The sequence below is a fragment of the Streptomyces sp. NPDC087845 genome (genome assembly GCF_044742755.1).
Taxonomy (GTDB): Bacteria; Actinomycetota; Actinomycetes; order Streptomycetales; family Streptomycetaceae; genus Streptomyces.
On the sequence record NZ_JBIUVC010000009.1, the window covers coordinates 189,582 to 210,355 of the forward strand.

The 20,774-nt window shown below is 70.8% G+C and carries 15 protein-coding genes; 3 read left to right on the forward strand and 12 right to left on the reverse strand.

Features of this window, described 5'->3' with window-relative positions; translation table 11 throughout:
* Positions 1-13 precede the first annotated feature (13 nt).
* The 3 genes from frc (at position 14) to ACIOMQ_RS23700 (ending at position 4,851) form a co-directional block, all read left to right on the forward strand.
* A complete protein-coding gene (gene frc / locus ACIOMQ_RS23690; RefSeq protein ID WP_362196547.1) occupies positions 14-1,243 on the forward strand; it encodes a formyl-CoA transferase in 1,230 nt (409 codons plus the stop codon).
* 2 nt (positions 1,244-1,245) lie between these two features.
* Entirely contained in the window at positions 1,246-3,384 is a 2,139-nt protein-coding gene (locus ACIOMQ_RS23695) for an acetate--CoA ligase family protein (protein WP_362196550.1), read from the forward strand.
* Positions 3,385-3,453: 69 nt separating this feature from the next.
* Entirely contained in the window at positions 3,454-4,851 is a 1,398-nt protein-coding gene (locus tag ACIOMQ_RS23700; protein WP_362196553.1) for an OFA family MFS transporter, read from the forward strand.
* Positions 4,852-4,955: 104 nt separating this feature from the next.
* Here the strand turns inward: ACIOMQ_RS23700 and ACIOMQ_RS23705 are convergent, their stop codons facing one another.
* From ACIOMQ_RS23705 to ACIOMQ_RS23760, 12 genes are all read right to left on the reverse strand, one after another.
* The gene (locus ACIOMQ_RS23705; RefSeq protein WP_401265735.1) at positions 4,956-5,987 is read right to left on the reverse strand and encodes a sugar phosphate isomerase/epimerase family protein; all 1,032 of its coding nucleotides are present in this window, start codon (positions 5,985-5,987) and stop codon (positions 4,956-4,958) included.
* A 29-nt stretch (positions 5,988-6,016) separates the two neighbouring features.
* Complete coding sequence (locus ACIOMQ_RS23710) at positions 6,017-7,414, reverse strand: nucleotide pyrophosphatase/phosphodiesterase family protein (protein WP_401265738.1); 1,398 nt, start codon at positions 7,412-7,414, stop codon at positions 6,017-6,019.
* A complete protein-coding gene (eboE, locus tag ACIOMQ_RS23715; RefSeq protein WP_362196562.1) occupies positions 7,411-8,586 on the reverse strand; it encodes a metabolite traffic protein EboE in 1,176 nt (391 codons plus the stop codon). The genes ACIOMQ_RS23710 and eboE overlap by 4 nt, the downstream gene beginning before the upstream one ends.
* 4 nt (positions 8,587-8,590) lie before the next feature.
* On the reverse strand, positions 8,591-9,439 hold the full coding sequence (locus ACIOMQ_RS23720; RefSeq protein ID WP_362196565.1) for a TatD family hydrolase: 849 nt from the start codon (positions 9,437-9,439) through the stop codon (positions 8,591-8,593).
* A complete protein-coding gene (locus ACIOMQ_RS23725; RefSeq protein ID WP_362196568.1) occupies positions 9,439-10,107 on the reverse strand; it encodes an EboA domain-containing protein in 669 nt (222 codons plus the stop codon). The genes ACIOMQ_RS23720 and ACIOMQ_RS23725 overlap by 1 nt, the downstream gene beginning before the upstream one ends.
* A 24-nt stretch (positions 10,108-10,131) precedes the next feature.
* Positions 10,132-10,989, reverse strand: a complete 858-nt coding sequence (locus tag ACIOMQ_RS23730) for a sugar phosphate isomerase/epimerase family protein (protein ID WP_401987662.1) — start codon at positions 10,987-10,989, stop codon at positions 10,132-10,134.
* A complete protein-coding gene (locus tag ACIOMQ_RS23735; protein WP_402190211.1) occupies positions 10,986-12,107 on the reverse strand; it encodes an SCO3242 family prenyltransferase in 1,122 nt (373 codons plus the stop codon). Before ACIOMQ_RS23735 ends, ACIOMQ_RS23730 begins: the two co-directional genes overlap by 4 nt.
* The gene (locus ACIOMQ_RS23740) at positions 12,104-13,222 is read right to left on the reverse strand and encodes an inositol-3-phosphate synthase (RefSeq protein ID WP_362196577.1); all 1,119 of its coding nucleotides are present in this window, start codon (positions 13,220-13,222) and stop codon (positions 12,104-12,106) included. Before ACIOMQ_RS23740 ends, ACIOMQ_RS23735 begins: the two co-directional genes overlap by 4 nt.
* Positions 13,223-13,355: 133 nt before the next feature.
* Positions 13,356-17,078: a ThuA domain-containing protein gene (locus ACIOMQ_RS23745; protein ID WP_401265748.1), complete on the reverse strand. Its 3,723-nt coding sequence runs from the start codon at positions 17,076-17,078 to the stop codon at positions 13,356-13,358.
* Positions 17,079-17,363: 285 nt separating this feature from the next.
* A complete protein-coding gene (locus ACIOMQ_RS23750) occupies positions 17,364-18,368 on the reverse strand; it encodes a sugar phosphate isomerase/epimerase family protein (RefSeq protein ID WP_402190214.1) in 1,005 nt (334 codons plus the stop codon).
* A gap of 12 nt (positions 18,369-18,380) precedes the next feature.
* On the reverse strand, positions 18,381-19,619 hold the full coding sequence (locus ACIOMQ_RS23755) for a Gfo/Idh/MocA family protein (RefSeq protein WP_401756215.1): 1,239 nt from the start codon (positions 19,617-19,619) through the stop codon (positions 18,381-18,383).
* Positions 19,620-19,687: 68 nt separating this feature from the next.
* A complete protein-coding gene (locus tag ACIOMQ_RS23760; RefSeq protein ID WP_362196589.1) occupies positions 19,688-20,725 on the reverse strand; it encodes a substrate-binding domain-containing protein in 1,038 nt (345 codons plus the stop codon).
* Positions 20,726-20,774 lie beyond the last annotated feature (49 nt).

The following is a 20,774-nucleotide window of genomic DNA, read 5'->3' on the forward strand; positions in this document are numbered from 1 at the left end:
AGGAGCCGTTGGCATGACCAAAGCTCTTGAGGGCGTGCGCGTCCTCGACATGACGCACGTCCAGTCGGGCCCCTCCGCCACCCAGCTGCTGGCCTGGCTCGGCGCGGACGTGGTGAAGCTCGAAGCGCCGAGCGGCGACATCACCCGCAGGCAGCTGCGCGATCTGCCGGATGTCGACTCCCTCTACTTCACGATGCTCAACTGCAACAAGCGGAGCATCACCCTCAACACGAAGAGCGAGCGCGGGAAGGAGATCCTCACCGAACTGATCCGCCGCAGCGATGTGATGGTGGAGAACTTCGGGCCGGGCGCCGTCGACCGGATGGGGTTCACCTGGGAGCGGATCCAGGAGATCAACCCGCGGATCGTGTACGCCTCCATCAAGGGTTTCGGCGAGGGCCCGTACACCGGGTTCAAGGCGTACGAGGTGGTCGCCCAGGCCATGGGCGGCTCGATGTCCACCACCGGATTCGCGGACGGCCCGCCGCTCGCGACCGGTGCGCAGATCGGTGACTCGGGGACCGGGATCCACGCGGTGGCAGGCATTCTGGCCGCACTGTTCCAGCGCGAGAACACCGGGCGCGGGCAACGCGTCAAGGTCGCCATGCAGCACGCGGTGCTCAATCTGTGCCGGGTGAAACTACGGGATCAGCAGCGGCTCGCGCACGGACCGTTGGCCGAGTACCCGAACGAGGACTTCGGGGACGAGGTGCCGCGCAGCGGCAACGCCAGTGGTGGCGGACAGCCGGGGTGGGCGGTGAAGTGCGCACCCGGAGGTCCCAACGACTATGTGTACGTCATCGTGCAGCCGGTCGGCTGGCAGCCGCTCTGCACGCTCATCGGGCGTCCGGAGCTGACGGACGATCCCGAGTGGGCGACGCCCGAGGCCAGGCTGCCCAAGCTCAGCAAGATGTTCCAGCTGATCGAGGAGTGGTCCTCGACACTGCCCAAGTGGGACGTGCTGGAAGAGCTGAACGCCCGCGACATCCCGTGCGGTCCGATCCTCTCCGCCAAGGAGATCATCGAGGACGAGTCCCTGGTGGCCAACGGGATGGTCGTCCGCGTGGATCATCCCGAGCGCGGCACGTTCACCACGGTCGGCAGCCCGTTGAAGCTCTCCGACTCGCCCGTGGACGTGGTGACTTCGCCGCTGCTGGGCGAGCACAACGAAGAGGTGTACGCCGGTGAGCTGGGCCTCGGCGACGAGGAGCTGCGGCTGCTGAAGACGGACGGAGTCATCTGAGCATGGCCGAATCACAGGATCGGGAACGGGTGCGGGAACTGCTCGACTCCGTCCGGGCCGCCGGACGCGACGCGCTGACCGCCCCCGAGGGCAGGATCGTCGCGGACGCGTACGGAATCGCCGTCCCGGGCGAGGAGTTGGCGCAGGACGTCGACGAGGCGGTGGCGCACGCCGGCCGGCTCGGTGGGCCGGTCGTCCTGAAGATCGTCTCCCCCGATGTGCTGCACAAGACGGACGCCGGCGGTGTCGTCGTCGGTGTGGAGGGCGCCTCGGAGGTACGGGCCGCGTTCCACCGGATCACCGAGAACGTGCGGGCGTACGCGCCCGGCGCCCGGATCGACGGTGTGCAGGTGCAGCAGCTGGTCCCGCCGGGGCAGGAGGTCATCATCGGGGCGGTGACCGACCCGGCGTTCGGGAAGGTCGTCGCCTTCGGGCTCGGCGGTGTGCTGGTGGAGGTGTTCAAGGACATCACCTTCCGCCTGGCGCCGGTCACCGCCGACGAGGCGCGGTCGATGCTCGACTCGATCGGCGCGGCGGAGATCCTGCGCGGGGTGCGCGGCGCGCCGCCGGTGGACCGGTGGGCGCTGGCCGAGCAGATCCGGCGGGTCTCGCGGCTGGTCACCGACTTCCCGGAGATCGCGGAGGTCGACCTCAATCCGGTCATCGCGTCGCCGGAGGGCGCGGTCGCGGCCGACATCCGCGTCCTGCTGGCGGCGGAGGCCGTCCGGGTGCGGCGCTCCTACAGCCGCGAGGAGATCCTCGTCTCGATGCGCCGGCTGATGGAGCCGCGGTCCGTCGCCGTGATCGGCGCCTCCAACGAGCAGGGGAAGATCGGCAATTCGGTGATGCGCAATCTCGTCGACGGCGGATTCTCCGGGGAGATCCACCCGGTGAACCCGCGGGCCGGCGACATTCTGGGCCGCACGGCGTACCGGAGTGTCACCGACGTTCCCGGTGCGGTGGATGTTGCGGTCTTCGCGATCCCCGCCGAGCTCGTGGCCCCGGCGCTGGAGGAGGTGGGGCGCAAGGGCGTGGCGAACGCGGTCCTCATTCCGTCCGGCTTCGCCGAGACCGGCGCACAGGCGCTCCAGGACGAGATCGTGGCCATCGCCGAGCGGTACGGCGTACGCCTGCTCGGGCCGAACATCTACGGCTACTACGCGACATGGCAGAATCTCTGCGCCACCTTCTGCACCCCGTACGACGTCAGGGGCGGGGTGGCGCTGACCTCCCAGTCCGGCGGCATCGGCATGGCGATCCTGGGCTTCGCGCGCGCGACGCAGACCGGTGTGTCGGCGATCGTGGGGCTCGGCAACAAGTCGGACATCGACGAGGACGATCTGCTGACGTGGTTCGGCGAGGATCCCCGCACCCAGTGCGTCGCGATGCACCTGGAGGACCTCAAGGACGGCCGCGCGTTCGTGGAGGCGGCTCGGGCGACCGTACCGAAGAAGCCGGTCGTGGTGCTGAAGGCGGGCCGCACGGGTGCGGGTGCCAGGGCGGCCGGTTCGCACACGGGCGCGCTGGCGGGCGACGACGCGGTCTACGACGACATCCTGCGTCAGGCGGGGGTGATCCGGGCACCGGGGCTGAACGAGATGCTGGAGTACGCCCGAGCGCTGCCGGTGCTTCCGACGCCGCTGGGTGACAACGTCGTCGTCATCACGGGCGCCGGTGGTTCGGGGGTGCTGCTGTCGGACGCGATCGTCGACAACGGGCTTTCGCTGATGGAGATCCCGCCGGATCTGGACACGGCGTTCAAGGCGTTCATTCCGCCGTTCGGTGCGGCGGGCAATCCGATCGACATCACCGGTGGTGAGCCGCCGTCGACGTACGAGGCGACGATCCGCCTCGGCATGGCGGACGAGCGCATCCACGCGCTGGTCCTGGGCTACTGGCACACGATCGTCACCCCGCCGATGGTCTTCGCCGAGCTGACCGCCCGGGTGGTCCAGGAGTTCCGGGACCGCGGGATCGTCAAGCCCGTCGTGGCGTCGCTGGCCGGTGACACCGAGGTCGAGGAGGCCTGCGCGTATCTCTTCGAGCGCGGTGTCGTGGCCTACCCCTATACGACCGAGAAGCCGGTCGCGGCGCTCGGTGCGAAGTACCGCTGGGCAAGGGCCGCGGGGCTGCTGACCTGACCCTTCCCAGGCACGAGGAGTTTGGGCAGAGGGCGCTGGCCAGGTTCTTTCGAAGCCAAGGGGAGATTCATGAGCACAGACGAACGACCGGGCGGCGCGCCGGGTGCCGCGTTCCGGGAAGTGACGGACAGCAAGGGCCGCGTCTACCGCGTCGGCGAGACGGACCGGGACCTCCTCGGTCACGGCCGCAAGCTCATGGTGTACCTGCCGTGGATCGCGATGATGGCCATCAGTGTGTCCGAGTACGCCTACGGCTCCGCGGAGGACACCCTCTCCGAAGCCCATGGCTGGACGCAGAGCAACACCTTCTGGATCCTGAGCGTCTGGGTCTTCTTCCAGGCGGGGATCGCCTTCCCCGCGGGGTGGCTGCGCGAGAGGGGAATCCTCACCGCACGGCGGGCCATGTTCATCGGAGCCGCGCTCTGCCTCGTCGGCTTCCTCGCACTCTCGCATCTGAACCATGTGCTCGCCGCGATCTGCGGCTTCGGCGTCATCGGCGGTCTGGGCTCCGGACTCGTATACGCCACCTGCATCAACATGGTGGGCAAGTGGTTCCCGGAACGGCGCGGCGCGAAGACGGGTTTCGTCAACGGCGGTTTCGCCTACGGGGCGTTACCCTTCATCTTCGTCTTCAACTACGCGTTCGACACCGGCGACTACCACGAGGTTCTGGACCTCATCGGGGTCTATGTCCTGATCGTGGTGGCGGCCTGCGCCTGGTTCTTCAAGGACCCGCCGAAGAACTGGTGGCCCGCCGACATCGATCCGCTGGATTTCACCGGCGACACGAAGAGTGCGGCGAGCCTGGCGAAGAACCCTCCGGCGGTGAAGCAGTACACGCCGAAGGAAGCCATCGGGACGGGCATGCTCCCGCTGATGTGGCTCACCGTCGTACTGACCGCGGGTGTGTCCGTCTTCGGCATCTCGTTCCAGGTGGACTTCGCCAAGGAGGTGGGTTTCGGCCCGCTGGTCGCGGCCTCCTCCATGGGCATCATGTCCGTCGTCAACGGTGTCGGCCGTGCCGTCGTCGGCTGGCTGTCGGACCTGTGGGGCCGCAAGCCGACCCTGGTGTTCGTCATCGTCGTGCTGGGACTCGCCCAGTTCGGTGTGATCTGGGCCGGCACCGTGCGCAGCGATTGGCTGTTCCTGTTCTTCGCCTTCCTCTCCGGCTTCGGCGGCGGCGCCTTCTACCCGTTGTTCGCCACACTGACCCCGGACTACTTCGGGGAGAACTACAACGCGACCAACTACGGCCTCGTGTACAGCGGGAAGTTGATCAGCGGCCTGTTCGGCGGCGGTCTCGGCTCCATGGTGGTCGACTCCTGGGGGTACGACGGCGCCTACGCACTCGCTGGCGGGATCTCCATGGTGGCGGCCTGCATCGCCCTGATGCTGAGGCCGCCGGGGCGACCGCGGATGCGGGACATCGCCCCGGATCCGCGGCCGGTCGGCCGGGAAGTCGTCTGACCGGGCGTCGCAGGGTACGGACGGCCGCGGCTCTCCCCGCCCGCTGCGGGGAGAGCCGTCGCACGCGGGCCGGTCAGCAGCCTTCGCGGTGCCACGCGGGCCGGTCAGCAGCCTTTGCGGCGCAGGGTGTGGAGGTAGGCGGCCGAGCGACGGGCCGTGGTGAAGGAGTCGACGATGGGCTGGTCGTGCTCGACCTGCCAGTGGTGGTCGCGGCGTCCGCCGTGGGTCCTCGTGACGGCGCTGAGGAACTTCTTGTAGTCGATGTCGCCGTCCCCGACGTCCACCATGCGGTAGCCGTCGCGGGCCGCGGCGTCGTGCTCGCCGTCCTTGACGTGGAAGAGCGGGTAGCGATCGGGCTGCTTCAGTACGTAGTGCAGCGGGTCGAACGTGTCGGGCGTGCCGTCCGCCCGCTTGCCGAACCGGAACTGGCCGACGTACGCCCAGTAGATGTCCATCTCCAGGAAGACCAGGTCGGGGTCGGTCTCGGCGAGCAGCACGTCGTAGAGGCGGACGTCCGGCCGGTCGGTGGCGAAGGAGAACTCATCGGCGTGGTTGTGCTGGTAGAACTTCATCCCGCGCTTCCTGGCCGCGGCGCCGTAGGTGTTGAAGTCCGCGGCGGCGCGCTTCCACGCGTCGACGGTCGATCCGTAGCGGAACGGTCCGGAGGCGGTGCCTATGTGCTTGAGGCCGAGGGCCTGGGCGTCGTCGAGGACCTTGGTGAGGTTCTGCGCGAAGGTGTAGGCGTTCGCGTTGTTGTCGTCGTAGTAGCCGACGTGGCTGCCGATGCCCTTGAGCCCGTGGTCGCGGGTGAGCTGTTTGAGCTGGGCGAGGGTGAGGGCGCCGGCCGAGCCCTGGGTGTAGCCGGCGTATTCGACCTCGTCGTAGCCGTAGGCCTCCAGTTCGGCGAAGACCTTGTCGAAACCGAGCGTCGATACCTTGTCGCGGAGGGTGTAGAGCTGGATTCCCAGGCGGCCCGGCGGCAGCAGCGGGTCGCCGTGGGGCTTGCTCCGGGCGGTGGCGTTCGGGGCGGCGGCGCCGAGGAGCGCGGCGGCCGTGGCTCCGGCGGCGACGCCGAGCATGGAGCGCCGGCTGAGCTTGTGGGCGAGTTCGGCGTCGACGGGGGTGCGGCGGCTCATGGTGGGACTCCTTCTGGGGTGCGACGTTGTCAGTGCAGTCCGGCAAGCCCGAGGAGCAGGGACTTCACTTCGGTGGCCCGGACGGGGCCGGTGAACGCGTGGGGGGTGGAGCACAGGATGAGCGGACCTTCTTCGTCGCTCGGGGGGAGGCGGCCGTGGCTGCCGCGAACAGGTGACGGGTCCAGCGGTACGACCGCCATGCGGTAGCGCATGCCGAGTTTCTTGCGGGCGACCGCCGTGGCCGCCTTGACCCGGACGTACGGGTCCTGGGGGTCCAGGAAGAGTTCGACGGGGTCGTAGCCGGGTTTGCGGTGGATCTCGACGAGCTGCGCGAAGTCGGGCGCGTGGGCGTCGTCGAGCCAGTAGTAGTACGTGAACCAGGAATCCGGGTCCGCCACGGCGACCAGCTCGCCGGAGCGGGGGTGGTCCAGGCCGTGGGCCTTCTTGCCCTCGTCGTCGAGGAGCTGCTCGATGCCCGGGAGGTCCTGGAGGGCCGCGCGGGTCGCTTCGAGGTCCTCGGGGCGGCGTACGTAGACGTGGGCGAGCTGGTGGTCGGCGACGGCGAAGGCGCGGGAGGCCATCGGGTCGAGGTACTCCATGCCGTCCTGGGTGTGGACCTCCAGGAGGCCCGCGCGGCGCAGGGCCCGGTTGATGTCGACGGGCCGGTCGACGCGGGTGATGCCGTATTCGGAGAGGGCGACGACGGTGCGGCCCTCGCTGCGGGCGTCGTCCAGGAGGGGGGCCATCGCGCGGTCGAGTTCGGCCGCGGCCCGGTGGGAGCGGGGGTCGTCGGGGCCGTAGCGCTGGAGGTCGTAGTCGAGGTGCGGGAGGTAGCACAGGGCCAGGTCGGGGTGGCGGGTGTCGAGGATGTGCCGGGTCGCGTCGATGATCCACTGCGAGGAGACGAGGTCGGCGCCGGGGCCCCAGAAGTGGAAGAGGGGGAACGTGCCGAATTTCTCGGTGAGTTCGTCGTGCAGGGCGGGCGGCCGGGTGTAGCAGTCGGGCTCCTTGCGGCCGTCGGCGTAGTAGACGGGGCGGGGGGTGACGGTGATGTCGGTGTCGGCGCCCATCGCGTACCACCAGCAGATGTTGGCGACGGTGTAGCCGGGGTGGGCGCGGCGGGCGGCGTCCCAGAGTTTGTCTCCGGCGACCAGTCCGTTGTGCTGGCGCCAGAGCAGGATGTCGCCCAGTTCGCGGAAGTACCAGCCGTTGGCGACGATGCCGTGCTCGGCGGGGGTGGTGCCGGTGAGGAAGGTGGACTGGGCGGCGCAGGTGACGGCGGGGAGCACGGTGCCGAGGGGGGCGCGGGTGCCGGACTGCCCCAGGGCCTTGAGGCGGGGCATGTGGTCGAGGAGTCGCGGCGTCAGGCCGACGACGTCGATGACGAGGAGAGGGGTGGGTGTCGTGGTCTGCTCGGCCGCGGTCACGGCAGCTCCTTGAGGCCGAGGTCGACCAGGAGGTCGCGGGCGAGGGTCAGTTCGGCGGCGATGCCGTCGGCGAGCTGGGTGCGGCTGCGCGGGCGCAGTGCGGCCGGCAGTGCCTGCCAGGTGTACGTCTCGACCTCCAGGTGCCGGGTGAGGGGGTGTGCGCCGCCCACCAGCCGGGTCAGCGCGGACCGGAGTACGGAGAGGGTCGAGGTGAGCGGTGGGGCCGGTGGTGCGTGGAGGGGAACGTGGAAGTGGGCGCGCCACGGGGCGCCGTCGGGCAGGGCCCGGCCGGTGACCGCCTCGTCGAGGTCGTCGGTGCCGCGCAGCCCGGCTGCGGTGCCGGTGCGGGTCTGGTGGAGGAAGCGGGGCTCGGCGAAGGCGGCGAGCGCGGCGCGTACCTCGGTCAGGTGGGGGTGTTCGGCATGCAGTGCGGCGGAGAGCTGTGCCTTGGCGATCTGGATGCCCGCTGCGTCGAGCGCGTCGACGGCGGTGCCGGGGTCTTCGAAGGAGGTTGCCAGATGGCAGGTGTCGATGCAGATGCCGATGCGCGGGTGTCCGACGGCCGTGAGGGGTCCGATGGCATCGGCGGTGGTCTCGATTGTGCATCCCGGTTCGGGTTCGAGGCCGATGCGGATGGACTTGCCGGTGAGCTCGGCCAGCGCGTCGAGGCGTTCCGCCAGGGTGGTGAGCGCCGTGTGTGCGAGTCCGGCGGCTTCGGCGTCGGAGTCGAAGGGGGTGCGCCAGGCGATCGGGAGGGTGGAGATGGTTCCTTCGGTGACGTCGTCGGGGAGCAGGCCGGCCAGGAGCCGGGCGAGGTCGGTGGTGTGGGCGAGCCGTTCGGGATCCGTCCAGTCCGGCTTGTACACCCGGTACTTGACCTCGTCGGCACCGAAGCCCTCGTACGGGAAGCCGTTGAGGGTGACGACCTCCAGACCCCGGCGGTCCAGTTCGGCGCGCAGGGAGCGCAGCTGGGACGGGTCGTTGATCAGGCTGCGGGCGGCGTCCCCGGCCAGCCAGAGGCCGATTCCGAGACGGTCGCGGCCGAGCCGTCTGCGGACCGGTTCGCAGTGGTCGCGCAGTTGGGCGCGGACCCCGTCGAGCGTCTCGGCCGGGTGGACGTTCGTGCAGTACGACAAGTGGACGGTGGAGCCGTCGGGGTGGCGGAAGCGCATCGCCTCACTCCCCGCCGCGCAGGATGGAGTTGCCCTCGTGGAGTGGTTCTGGCGCGGCGGTGTCGAGCTGGAGCCGGCCGCTCTGCCCGTAGAAGGCGACGGGGTTGCGCCAGAGCACCCGGTCGACGTCGTCCTCGCCGAACCCGGCGGCGAGCATCGCGTCGCCCACCTTGCGGGTCTTGAGAGGGTCGCTCCTGCCCCAGTCGGCGGCCGAGTTGACCAGGATCTTCTCGGTGCCGTGGGTCTTGAGGATCGCGATCATGCGGTCCTCGTCCATCTTGGTGTCCGGGTAGATGGAGAAGCCGGCCCAGCAGCCGCTGTCCCTGGCGTCCTTCACGGTCGTCTCGTTGAGGTGGTCGAGCAGGACCCGCTCCGGAGGGAGGTGGGATTCGCGGATGACGTCGAGGGTGCGGTGCAGACCGGCGAGCTTGTCGCGGTGCGGGGTGTGCACGAGGGCCGGCAGGCCGTGGTCGGCGGCGAGCTGGAGCTGCGCGGCCAGGGCGGTGTCCTCGGCCGGGGTCATGGAGTCGTAGCCGATCTCGCCGACGGCGACGACGGAGTCCTTGTCGAGATAGCGGGGCAGGGCGTCCAGGACGGGGGTGCAGCGGGCGTCGTTCGCCTCTTTGGGGTTGAGGGCGAGCGTGCAGTGGTGGGCGATGCCGTACTGGGCTGCGCGGAAGGGCTCCCAGCCGAGCAGGGCGTCGAAGTAGTCGAAGAAGCTGGCGGGCGAGGTGCGGGGCTGGCCGAGCCAGAAGGAGGGTTCCACGAGGGCGCGGACGCCCGCGTCGTACATCGCCCGGTAGTCGTCCGTGGTGCGGGAGGTCATATGGATGTGGGGGTCGAAGATGCGCATCAGGACTCCTCCGTGGGGGCGGCAGGGCCGGGGGTGGTGAGGTCGAGGACGCGGGTGAGACCGGCGGGGAGGCCGCGGCCCGCGGCGATGCGTTCGGCCGCGAAGTCGCCGAGCATGCGGGCGAGTTCCGCGTCGCCGCGCGAGCGCCGCGCCAGTTGGGCGACGGCCTCGACGGGGACCCCGGTGAAGAGGCATTTGAGAACGGCGTGACGCCAGTTGTGCGCATCGAGATGGGCGGCCGTGTACGGGCCGACGGCTGCCGCGACCAGCCGGGTGTCGTTGGTGCGCAGGGCGTCCTCGACGAGCGGGAGGGCGGCGGGGCCGACGTCCAGCCGGTGCAGGGTGAGCAGGACCGCGCGTCGTTCGGCGGCGGTGCCCTGCTCGTAGAGCCGGGTCAGGGCGGGCAGTGCGGCGCGGGCCCCGACGAGCAGCAGGGCGCGTACGGAGTCGGCGTTCTCGAGTCCGCAGTACCGGCCGGCGGCGGCGTACCGCAGCTCCCACGGCGGTACGGCGTACGGGCCGCCGGGCCGCTGTTCGGTGTCCTCGTGGGCGGCGGCGTGTTCGGCCTCGGCCAGGGCCTCGTCGAGCCAGGCGCGCGCGGCTCCGCCGAGCCGGGCGTCGAGTTCCCTGCGGGTCAGCAGTGGGGCGTTCGTCGGGGTCGTCGGCATGGTGTCGTTGCTCCCTTCGCGGATTCAGCGGCTCGACGGGCTGTGCTTGCGGAGGAACTCGATGGAGGTGCGGGCGAGTTCGGGGCCGGCGTGGGAGTGACGGGGCAGCTCGACCACGGTGAGGCCGCGGTAGCCGGTGTCCGCGAGCGCGTCGAGCGCGTCGAGTACGGGCGGGAAGTCGATCTCGCCATCGCCGAACGGAAGGTGTTCGTGGACGCCCCGGCGCATGTCCTCGATCTGGACGTGCCGCAGCCAGGGGGCGGCGTCGCGGACGCAGTCGGCGGGCGGGGCGGGCTCCAGGCACTGGCAGTGGCCGATGTCGAGGGTGAGTCCGAGCGGTGGTGGATCGCCGCTGAGGACGCGCAGGTGGTGGAAGCCGGCGAGGTCGGCGAGGAGGTGGCCGGGCTCGGGTTCGATGGCCAGGGGGATGCCGGAGCGGTCGGCGGCGTCCAGGACGGGGGCGAGGGAGTCGGCGAGCCGTTGCCAGGCGGCGTCGGGGGTGGTGTCCGGTGGGGTGGTGCCGCTGAAGCAGTGCACGGCGTGGGCGCCGAGGTCGGCGGCGATGCCGACGGCCCGGACGAGCAGCCGGGTGCGGGCGGCGCGGGCCTCGGGGTCCGGGTCCAGGAGGGACGGTCCGTGCTTGCGGCGGGGGTCGAGGATGTAGCGGGCACCGGTCTCGACGGTGACGTCGAGGCCCAGCTCCCGGAGCCTGGACGCCACCCGGCGGGTGCGGGCGTAGAGGTCCGGGGCGAGCGGGTCCAGGTGCATGTGGTCGAGGGTCAGGCCGACCCCGTCGTAGCCGAGGTCGGCGAGGAGTCCGAGGGCGTCGTCCAGGCGCAGGTCGGTGAGTCCGTTGGTGCCGTAGCCGAGGCGGATCGTCATGTGGGGCTCACCTTCCGGGCGAGGGTGCGGGCGAGCGGGGCGAGTGCCATGACGGCAAGCCCGGATCCGGCTGCTCCGGCGCGGGTGGCCAGGGCTGCCTGGAGCGGGATCATCGCCCTGATGCCGCCGCCGACCGCGCGCTGGGTGAGCGGCGGGGACGGGTTGAGGGCGGCGTGGACGAGGGGTCCGGCGGCGGTACGGAAGTAGGTGCCGGTGAGCGCGGTGAGGAGGAGGCGCGGGGTGGTGGAGGCCGGGGTTGCCCGGGTGGGGTGCGAACGGAGTGCCTCCGCCGCCCTGCCGCGTTCCGCGGCAGGGGCCGGACCCTCGGGACCGCGGCCGCACCGCTCGCGCAGGGTCGCGGCGCCCAGTGCGGTGACGGCCGCGAGCGCGGCGAGAGGGGCGGTGGTGGATCCGCCCTGCGCCTCGTGCCGGGAGACGGCGGTGACGGCGTAGGTGTGCGCGCCGAGCAGGCCGGCGGCCGGGAGGGCCCCGCGAACGCGGCCGCGCACCGCCTCGGCGGCGCCCGGACCCGGGCCTCCGGCCGAAGCCGAAGCCGCACCCGCACCCGCACCCGCACCCGGACTCGGCCCTGGCCCTGGCCCTGGCCCTGGCCCCGAAGCGACACCCGGGCCGGGGGGCGTATCCGAACCCCGGCGCGTCGTCGTCTTCGCGGCCCCCGTGGCCGTGGCTCCGAGGAGCAGGTCCAGTCCTCGTGCCGCCGCCATCGCCGCGGGCCCCGCCGGGGTGTGCTTGAGGCGGAGGTCGTACGCCCAGACCGTCGCCGCCAGCCCTGTGGCGACCGCGAGAGCGGGGCGGCCGGCCCGCGCGGCGAGGCCCAGGCCCGCGGCCGTCAGCGCGCCCGCCGCCGCGAGGGCGGCACCCGGCGCGATCCGTCCCGAGGGGATCGGGCGGTGCGGGCGGTCGACGGCGTCCTCGTCGCGGTCGGCCCAGTCGTTGAGCGCCATGCCCGCCTCGTACAGGCAGAGCGAGGCGCCGACGGCGAGCGCGGTGCCCCGGTCGGGGCGCCGGCCCGTCGCCGCCGCACCGGCGAGTGCGTCGCCGGGGACGGTGAACAGCGCCGACACCCGCAGCAGTTCGGCCCAGGCCCGTACCGTCACTTCTCCCCCCGCAGCGTGTCGGCGAAGGCCAGCAGTTCCCCGTACTGCTCGAAGAGTGCGGCCGGACCGCCGTCCGGGTCCTTGAAGTAGAAACCGAGCTGGGGCAGGGGGCCGCTCAGTCCCTTCTCGTGAGCGCGGGCGACCAGCCTCGCCAGGTCCAGGACCAGGGGTGCGGCCAGCGCGGAGTCGCAGCCCTGCCACGTCGTCTGGAGCACCATGCGGGCCCCGAGGAAACCGTCGAACGCGATGTGGTCCCAGGCCGTCTTCCAGTCGCCGAGGGCCGGCACGTCGTCGATGTGGACCTCGCCCTCGGGTGCTGTTCCCAACGTGTCGGCGAGGACGCGTTCCTTGCCCGCGTTCTTGGCCGCGGCCGCGCCCGGGTCGGCCAGGGCCGCTCCGTCCCCGCCGCCCAGGAGGTTGGTGCCCGACCAGGCCCGCACGGGCAGGGCGCGTTGCACGAACATCGGGGCGAGTACGGAGCGGAGCAGCGTCTGGCCGGTCTTGCCGTCGCGGCCCGCGTGAGGAAGTCCGCAGCCCGCGACGGCGTCCTGGAGGGCGGGGGTGCGCAGCCCGGTGGAGGGGGTGAAGTTGATGTACGGGCAGCCGGCCCGTAGGGCTGCCGCGGCATAGAGCGAGCTCGCGGGCAGCCGCCGTTCACCGGGGGCCGGGAGGGGCTCCGTGGAGGCGACGTTGACGACGACCGTCCTGGCCAGGCTGTTGCGGTGCCCGAAGTCCACGAGGTCGGCGGCGAAGGCTTCGATGAGTTCCTCGTCCGGGCGGGTGTCGCCGGGCAGTGGGCCGCCGGGCCGTATCTCCGCGTCGGCGGCGGCGAGTTCGGCGCGCACGGCTGCGGGCAGGCCGTGCGGCAGCACTCCCCCGGCGGCCAGGGCCTCGGCCCGTTTGGGCAGGGGGCAGCCGACGGTGTCGTGTCCGCCGAAGACCAGTGAAGTGACGGTGGGCAGCCCGCTGCCGGCGAACGGTGGGGTCTCGGTGACCATGCCTGCCGCCGGGTGGAGCCCTGCCGCGACCGCCGCGCACCCCGCCGTGGCGGTGGTGGCGACGGAGCCGCGTGCTCCGATGAACCAGACTCCGGTACGGACGGCGGTTGCTGACACGGGCTGCCTCCCTGGCTGGCGGTGCTGGCTGGGCAGTACGGGTGGCGCTGTGCGAGGAGGGGGACGGGATCGGGTGGGGACGGCGGGCGGGACGATGGTCCTTCCCCGCCCGCCGTCGGCCGGCCGGAGCGCCCTACGCCGAGGGCAGTTCCTTCAGCTGGATGTTGCGGAAGGACACATGGTCGTCGGCACCGTGGTTCTGGATGCCGATGTAGCCGCTCTTCAGGCTGCGTACCGGATCCGTGTTGGTGAAGTCGTTGATCTTCACTCCGTTGAGGAAGACCTGGAGGCGTTCGCCCAGGACCTTGATCTCGTAGCTGTTCCACTGGCCGGGCGGCCGCAGCACCTGGTCACGGGCCTTGATGTTCGCCGCCTTGAAGGTGTAGATCGAGCCCGTGGTGCGGTCGGGCGCGTCCGTGGCGTCGATCTGGACCTCGTAGCCGTTGTTCACCGCCGACCAGGGGTCGTCGGACTCCGGGAACCCGACGAAGACACCGGAGTTGTCGTCGCCCTGCATCTTCCAGTCGAGCTTGAGCGAGTAGGAGCCCAGCTCCTTGGCCTGGTAGGTGAGCAGGCCCATGCCGCCCTCGGAGCGGAGTTCACCGTCGACGACGTCGAACTTTCCGGGGCCCGCCTGCTTCCAGCCTTCGAGTGTCCTGCCGTTGAAGAGGGACCGGTAGCCGGTGCCGGGCTTGCAGTCGGCCTTCACCTGGCCGGCCGCGTACCGCATGCCGCCGAGGAGGAGTTGACGGAAGGCCGGTTCGGCGTACGACTCCTTGGTGTGGCCGAGGCCGGTGTAGAAGGAGCGGCCGCCCTGGTAGGTCTGGCACCAGGTGATCGGGTGGTCGCCCTTCATGGTGCCGCCGGTGTAGGTCGTCTCGTCGAGTGTGGCGAGGACCTTGGCCTGGCTCCGCGGATTCGTGCGGTAGTTGTACCACTCGTCGGTGCGGTTCCATTCGTCGTCGAGGTGGGCCGTGGCCGGGTGCGTGTGGTCCTCGACGCGGACGGTGGCGGGCTGGATGGCGGGGTGCGAGGAGAAGTACGCCCCGACGAGTCCGCCGTAGAAGGCCCAGTCGTACTCGGTGTCCGCCGCCGCGTGGACGCCCATGTAACCGCCGCCGGTGGCCACGTAGTTCTCGAATGCCTTCTGCTGGTCGGCGTTGAGCACATCACCGGTCGTCGAGAGGAAGACGACGGCGTCGTAGCGGGCCAGGTTGCTGGTCGTGAACTGGCCGGCCGCCTCCGTGGCGTCGACGGTGATGTTGCTGTCCTTGCCGAGTTCCTTCAGTGCGGCGATGCCGTCGGGAATCGCGTCGTGGCGGTAGCCGGCGGTCTTCGAGAAGACCAGGATCCGCTTGGCGGTCCGGTCGGGGGCGCTGTTGGAGAGCTCGAAGTCGTCGATGTCGTAGAGCGCTCCGGCTCCGCCCTTGAACACCAGGAAGAGTTCGGTGGACTTCTTCGGGACGCCGCGCAGCGGGACGTCGATGTCCTGGAAGTTGTCCCAGGCACCGGTCACCGGTACGGGTGCGGAGCCGAGGATCTTGCCGGTCGCCGAACCCGTCCGCACTTCGAGGAAGCCACCCGCACCACCGGAGGAGATCCGCGCGGTCAGCTTGGTGGAGCCGGCGAGGATGTACGGCTTGAAGGAGATCCAGTCGTCGTTGTGGATGTCGCCGACCGTCTTGCCGCCGTGGGCGGTCGCCTTGTTCTGGGGGGCGACGCCGTAGGAGTTGCCGTAGTGCTCGGCCTGCCGGTGGCGCGGCTGAAGTTCGGCCTGGTCGTGGCCGGAGAGTGCGGCCTGGCCGCCGCCCCCGCCGTCGGTGTAGGAGGCGTCGATGACGCCGAAGATGTTGGCGTTGGGGTCGTGTCCGCCGTCCATCTCCGTCTTGATGGTGCCGGTGCAGCCGTTGGCCGTGGTGATGGGGTGGCCGTGGCTGTCGTGGCCGAGGATGAACCGGACCTCGACCTTGGAGCAGTCGATGGTGCCGTCCTCGGGATCGGTGACGGTCACCTTGAACGGGATCTCGTCGCCGAACGAGAACAGCTGCCCGTCACCGGGGAGTTCCAGCTTCACCGTGGGGGCCGTGTTGCCGACCGTCACATGGACGTTCGCCGAGCCGGTGCGGCCGGTGGGGTCCTTGGCGGTGACGGTGGCGGTGTACGTGCCGTTCTTCTTGTAGGTGTGGGTGGGATCGGCGGCGGTCGATGTGCCGCCGTCACCGAAGTCCCAGCTGTAGGTGAGCGCGTCCCCGTCGCCGTCGGTGGTCCCGGCCGAGGAGAAGGAGACCCTGAGCGGTGCGGCGCCGGAGGTCTTGTCGGCGGTGGCCTCGGCGATCGGTGAGCGCCCGCCGGTGGCGTTCTCGATGCGGTAGAGCGCCGAGTTCTGGTCGCCGCCGAAGTAGCCGGTGCCGTAGTCCAGGACGTACAGCGCGCCGTCGGGGCCGAACGTCATGTCCATCACCTGGGTTCCCGACCACGGGAAGGCGTTGATGGACTTGACCGTGCCGTCGGTGTCCTGGTCGATGCGCTTGATCCAGCGCCGGCCGAACTCGCCGGCGAAGAAGTCGCCGTCGTAGGCCTCGGGGAACTTCACGGGCGAGTCGAGGGCGGCGTCGTAGTGGTAGACGGGGCCGCCCATCGGGGACTCGGAGCCGCTGCCGAACTCGGGCACGGACGCGCCGTCGTACGGGATCCAGGCGGGCTGGGCCGGAGGCAGGTCGACCAGCCCGGTGTTGTACCGGGAGGTGTTCTTGGGTGCGTCGCAGTCGAAGGCCGCGCCCGAGGTCTTCGTCGCGAAGTCGTAGTCGACGAACGGGTCGTTCTTGCCCGTGCAGAACGGCCAGCCGAAGTTGCCCGCCTTGGTGACGCGGGCGAATTCGACCTGCCCGCCCGGTCCGCGCTTGGGGTCGGCCGCACCGGCGTCGGGCCCGTAGTCGCCGACGTACACGATGCCGGTGGGCTTGTCGACGGTGAAGCGGAACGGGTTGCGGAAGCCCATCGCGTAGATCTCGGGGCGGGTCTTGTCCGTGCCCGGGGCGAAGAGGTTTCCGTCGGGGACGGTGTACGTGCCGTCGTCGGCGACCTTGATGCGGAGGATCTTGCCGCGCAGGTCGTTGGTGTTCCCGGAGGTGCGGCGGGCGTCGAACGCGGGGTTGCGGTCGGGCCGTTCGTCGATCGGGGTGTAGCCGTCGGAGGCGAACGGGTTGGAGTCGTCACCGGTCGACAGGTACAGATTGCCCTGTGCGTCGAAGTCGATGTCGCCGCCGACGTGGCAGCAGATGCCGCGCGAAGTCGGGATGTCGAGGATCTTCTTCTCGCTGGCGGTGTCGAGGGTGCCGTCCTCCTTGAGGACGAAGCGCGAGAGCCGGTTCACTCCGTCGAACTTGGCGAAGTCGGCGGCGGTGCCGTTCTCGGGGGCGTCTCCGGACGGGGTGTCCAGCGGGGGCGCGTAGTAGAGGTAGATCGCCCGGTTCCTGCTGAAGTCCGGGTCGACGCCGACGCCCTGGAGGCCCTCCTCGTCGTGCGAGTAGACGGGGAGGACCCCGGAGAGCGTGGTGTCGCCGCCGCTGTCGGTGAGCCACAGCTCGCCGCCGCGCGCGGTGTGCAGGACGCTGCGGTCGGGGAGCACTGCCAGCGTCATGGGTTCACCGGTCTCGGCCACGCCCTTGGCCAGGGTGACCTGCTGGAACTCCTCGGCCGCCGCGTCGGAGGCGGCCGGCGAGGACGGCCCTTCCGCAGCGGCTCCGGGCGAGGCGCCCAGGGTGAGGCCGGCCACGGCGAGCAGGCCGCCGGTGAACAGCGCGAGGGACTTGCGGACGCGGAGCCGGGTTCTGCTCCTGTTTCTGGTGAGGTGCACGAGTGTCCTCCGGAGAGTGCCGGTTGTACGGGCGGGTGCTGCCGTGCCGTGCTGCGCGGGGACTGCCGCGCGGGTCGTCCGGGGCCCGTGGGGCACCGGCGACCCGAGTCATGTCATGTACACGTTGGGGACGGTAGACCTGTTCGTCCGGGACGGAAAGCCCTTACGCACCGGTCTCGTTGAACTTCTTCCTGCGCCAGGACAAAGCAGGATCAGGGCAGGGGTGAGCACGGGGTGGCCGCAGAGCCCTCTTCCCTGCCCCGCGCCGCTCCCGTGGGGCAGCGGTCAGTCGCCGCGCCCGAAAGCCGCGTCGAACGACGCCGACGGCGGCTCGAAGTCGTACCGCTTCAGCGTGGCAAGCGCTTCCGGGGCACCCGCCAGCCGGTCCATTCCCGCGTCCTCCCACTCGACGGAGACCGGCCCCTCGTACCCGATGGAGCGGAGCATCCGGAACACGTCCTCCCAGGGCACATCACCGTGCCCGGCGGAGACGAAGTCCCAGCCGCGCCGCGGGTCGCCCCACGGCAGATGGGAGCCGAGGCGGCCGTTGCGGCCGTCCAGGCGCCTGCGCGCCTCCTTGCAGTCCACGTGGTAGATCCGGTCGCGGAAGTCGTACAGGAAGTTGACCGGATCGAGGTCCTGCCAGACGAAGTGGCTGGGGTCGAAGTTCAGCCCGAACGCGGCCCGGTGGCCCACGGCCTCCAGTGCGCGGTGCGTGGTCCAGTAGTCGTACGCGATCTCGCCGGGGTGCACCTCATGGGCGAACCGCACGCCCTCCGCGTCGAAGACGTCCAGGATCGGGTTCCAGCGCTCGGCGAAGTCCTCGTACCCCCGCTCGATCATGTGCGGCGGAACGGGCGGGAACATCGCGACCAGATGCCAGATCGAGGAGCCGGTGAAGCCGATGACCGTACGTACCCCGAAGGCGGCGGCGGCGCGCGCGGTGTTCTTGAGCTCCTCGGTGGCCCGGCGGCGCACCCCTTCGGGCTCACCGTCGCCCCAGATCCGCGTCGGCAGAATTCCCTGGTGCCTCTCGTCGATCGGGTGGTCGCAGACGGCCTGGCCGACGAGGTGGTTGGAGATCGCCCAGCACTTCAGCCCGTACGTGTCGAGCAACTGCCGCCGGCCGTCCAGATAGCCGGGGTCGGCCAGGGCCTTGTCGACCTCGAAGTGGTCGCCCCAGCAGGCGAGTTCGAGTCCGTCGTAACCGAAGTCCCGGGCGAGCCGGCAGACCTCCTCCAGGGGAAGGTCGGCCCACTGGCCGGTGAAGAGCGTGAAGGGACGAGGCATGAGAGGGACCTCCTAGAGAGCTACGGGGGTGTGTACGGAGTTCTTCTCGGCGCTCTCCTCCACGGCCGCTAGCACTCGCTGCACCTGGAGCCCGTCGGCGAACGACGGCGCGGGGACCGTCCCTTCGGCGATCGTCCGCACCAGGTCGCGGGCCTGGTGGATGAAGGTGTGCTCGTAGCCGAGGGCATGGCCCGGCGGCCACCACGCCTCCAGGTAGGGATGCTGGGGCTCGGTGACGAGGATGCGCCGGAACCCCGCCGTGATGGCGGGTTCGGTGTGGTCGTGGAAGGACAGCTCGTTGAGCCGTTCCAGATCGAAGGCGAGCGAGCCGCGCTCCCCGTTGATCTCCAGCCGCAGCGCGTTCTTCCGCCCGGCCGCCATCCGGGTCGTCTCGAACGAGGCCAGCGCCCCGGAGGCGAGCCGGCCGGTGAACAGCGCCGCGTCGTCCACGGTCACCGCCCCTCGCGCCCCCGAGTCCGCGGCTCCGCCGAGCCCGGTGGACGGACCGGCGAGCAGCGGTCGTTCGCGTACGAACGTCTCGCTGACCGCCGACACCCCGACCAGCAGCTCCCCCGCCAGGTACTGCGCCAGGTCGACGATGTGCGCCCCCAGGTCGCCGAGCGCTCCCGAGCCGGCGTGTTCCCGCCTCAGCCGCCAGGTGAGCGGCGACGCGGGGTCGACGAGCCAGTCCTGGAGGTAGGCGGCACGGACATGCCGCAGGGTTCCGATCCGGCCCTCGGCGATCAGCTTCCTGGCATAGGTGATCGCGGGCACCTTGCGGTAGTTGAAGCCCACCATCGCGACCTGACCGCGGGCCGCCGCGCGCTCCGCCGCCCCGGTCATGGCCTCCGCCTCGGCGACCGTGTTGGCGAGCGGCTTCTCGCACAGCACGTGCTTGCCCGCCTCCAGGGCGGCGATGGCGATCTCGGCGTGACTGTCCCCAGGGGTGCAGATGTCGACGAGCTGCACGTCGTCCCGGGCGATGAGGGCCCGCCAGTCGGTCTCCGCCGCCGCCCAGCCGTGGCGGGCCGCCGCCGCGTCGACCGCTGCCCGGTCACGTCCGCAGATCGCGGCGAGGGCCGGTCGCAGCGGCAGCTCGAAGACGTGTCCGGCGGTGCGCCACCCCTGCGAGTGGGCGGCGCCCATGAACGCGTATCCGACCATGCCGACCCCCAGCGTCGGCACACCGGTCGCCGGCCGGTGCGCCGGCGGCGCTGCGGCCTCCTGATCCGTCTCTTCCCTACGGGCCATCCGGGCTTCCTCCTCGTCGGTCGTTCGATGGGTGCGGCGGGAGGGTCAGCACCCTCCCGCGGGGCGGCTCAGCTGAAGCCCGTCGGCAGGTACTGGTCGATGTTCTCCTTGGTGACCACGGCCGAGTAGAGAGTGAGATTGGTCGGGATCTCCAGTTCGGCCAGGCCGCCGACGCCCTTGCCCTGGGCGAGGGCGCGGGCCAGGTCGATGGCGGACGCCGCCATCGACGGCGGGTAGAGAACGGTGGCCTTCAGTACGCTGTTGTCGGCCTTGATGGCGTCCATCGCGGACTTGGCCCCGGCGCCGCCGACCATCAGGAACTCGTCGCGCCCCGCCTGCTGGATGGCGCGGAGCGCGCCCACGCCCTGGTCGTCGTCGTGATTCCACAGGGCGTCGAACTTCTTCTGGGCCTGAAGGAGTTGGGCCATCTTCGCCTGCCCCGACTCGACGGTGAACTCGGCCGCCTGGCGGGCCACCAGTTTGATGTTCGGGTAGTTCTTCAGCGCGTCGGCGAAGCCCTGACTGCGCTGCTTGGTGAGCTCCAGATTGTCGATGCCGGCCAGCTCGACGACCTTGGCCCCCGCCTTGTCCTTGAGCTGCTCGCCGATGTACGTGCCGGCGTTGAGACCCATGCCGTAGTTGTCGCCGCCGACCCAGCAGCGGTAGGCCTGCGGCGAGGCGAAGATCCGGTCCAGGTTGATGACGGGGATGCCCGCCCGCATGGCCTCCAGGCCGACCTGGGTGAGTGCCTTGCCGTCGGCGGGGAGGATGACGAGGACATCGACCTTCTTGTTGATGAGGGTCTTGACCTGGCCGATCTGGGCGGCGGTGTCGTTGGAGCCCTCGGTGCTCTCCAGCGTCACCTCGGAGTAGGTCGCCGCCCGCGACTTGGCGTTCTCGTTGATCGCGTTGAGCCAGCCGTGGTCGGCCTGCGGACCCGCGAAGCCGATGGTGACGGGCTTTCCCGGCTTGTCGTCGGCGGCGGGCCGGTCGTTCTGCGCGGTCTTCGACTTCTTGGGCTCGTTGCTGGTGCAGGCGGTGAGGAGGGCGCCCGCGGAGACGGCCGCGGTGCCGAAGAGCAGTCCTCTGCGGCTGGTTTCTGGCATGGCTGTCAAACCCTTCATCCGGTGCGTGACATGTCACATGGGGCGTACG

Bases quoted from the DNA above. Each gene is read 5' to 3' on its own strand.
- frc (WP_362196547.1), top strand. From the start codon at position 14: ATGACCAAAGCTCTTGAGGGCGTGCGCGTCCTCGACATGACGCACGTC.
- ACIOMQ_RS23695 (WP_362196550.1), top strand. From the start codon at position 1,246: ATGGCCGAATCACAGGATCGGGAACGGGTGCGGGAACTGCTCGACTCC.
- ACIOMQ_RS23700 (WP_362196553.1), top strand. From the start codon at position 3,454: ATGAGCACAGACGAACGACCGGGCGGCGCGCCGGGTGCCGCGTTCCGG.
- ACIOMQ_RS23705 (WP_401265735.1), bottom strand. From the start codon at position 5,987: ATGAGCCGCCGCACCCCCGTCGACGCCGAACTCGCCCACAAGCTCAGC.
- eboE (WP_362196562.1), bottom strand. From the start codon at position 8,586: ATGCGCTTCCGCCACCCCGACGGCTCCACCGTCCACTTGTCGTACTGC.
- ACIOMQ_RS23720 (WP_362196565.1), bottom strand. From the start codon at position 9,439: ATGCGCATCTTCGACCCCCACATCCATATGACCTCCCGCACCACGGAC.
- ACIOMQ_RS23725 (WP_362196568.1), bottom strand. From the start codon at position 10,107: ATGCCGACGACCCCGACGAACGCCCCACTGCTGACCCGCAGGGAACTC.
- ACIOMQ_RS23730 (WP_401987662.1), bottom strand. From the start codon at position 10,989: ATGACGATCCGCCTCGGCTACGGCACCAACGGACTCACCGACCTGCGC.
- ACIOMQ_RS23750 (WP_402190214.1), bottom strand. From the start codon at position 18,368: ATGCCTCGTCCCTTCACGCTCTTCACCGGCCAGTGGGCCGACCTTCCC.
- ACIOMQ_RS23755 (WP_401756215.1), bottom strand. From the start codon at position 19,619: ATGGCCCGTAGGGAAGAGACGGATCAGGAGGCCGCAGCGCCGCCGGCG.
- ACIOMQ_RS23760 (WP_362196589.1), bottom strand. From the start codon at position 20,725: ATGCCAGAAACCAGCCGCAGAGGACTGCTCTTCGGCACCGCGGCCGTC.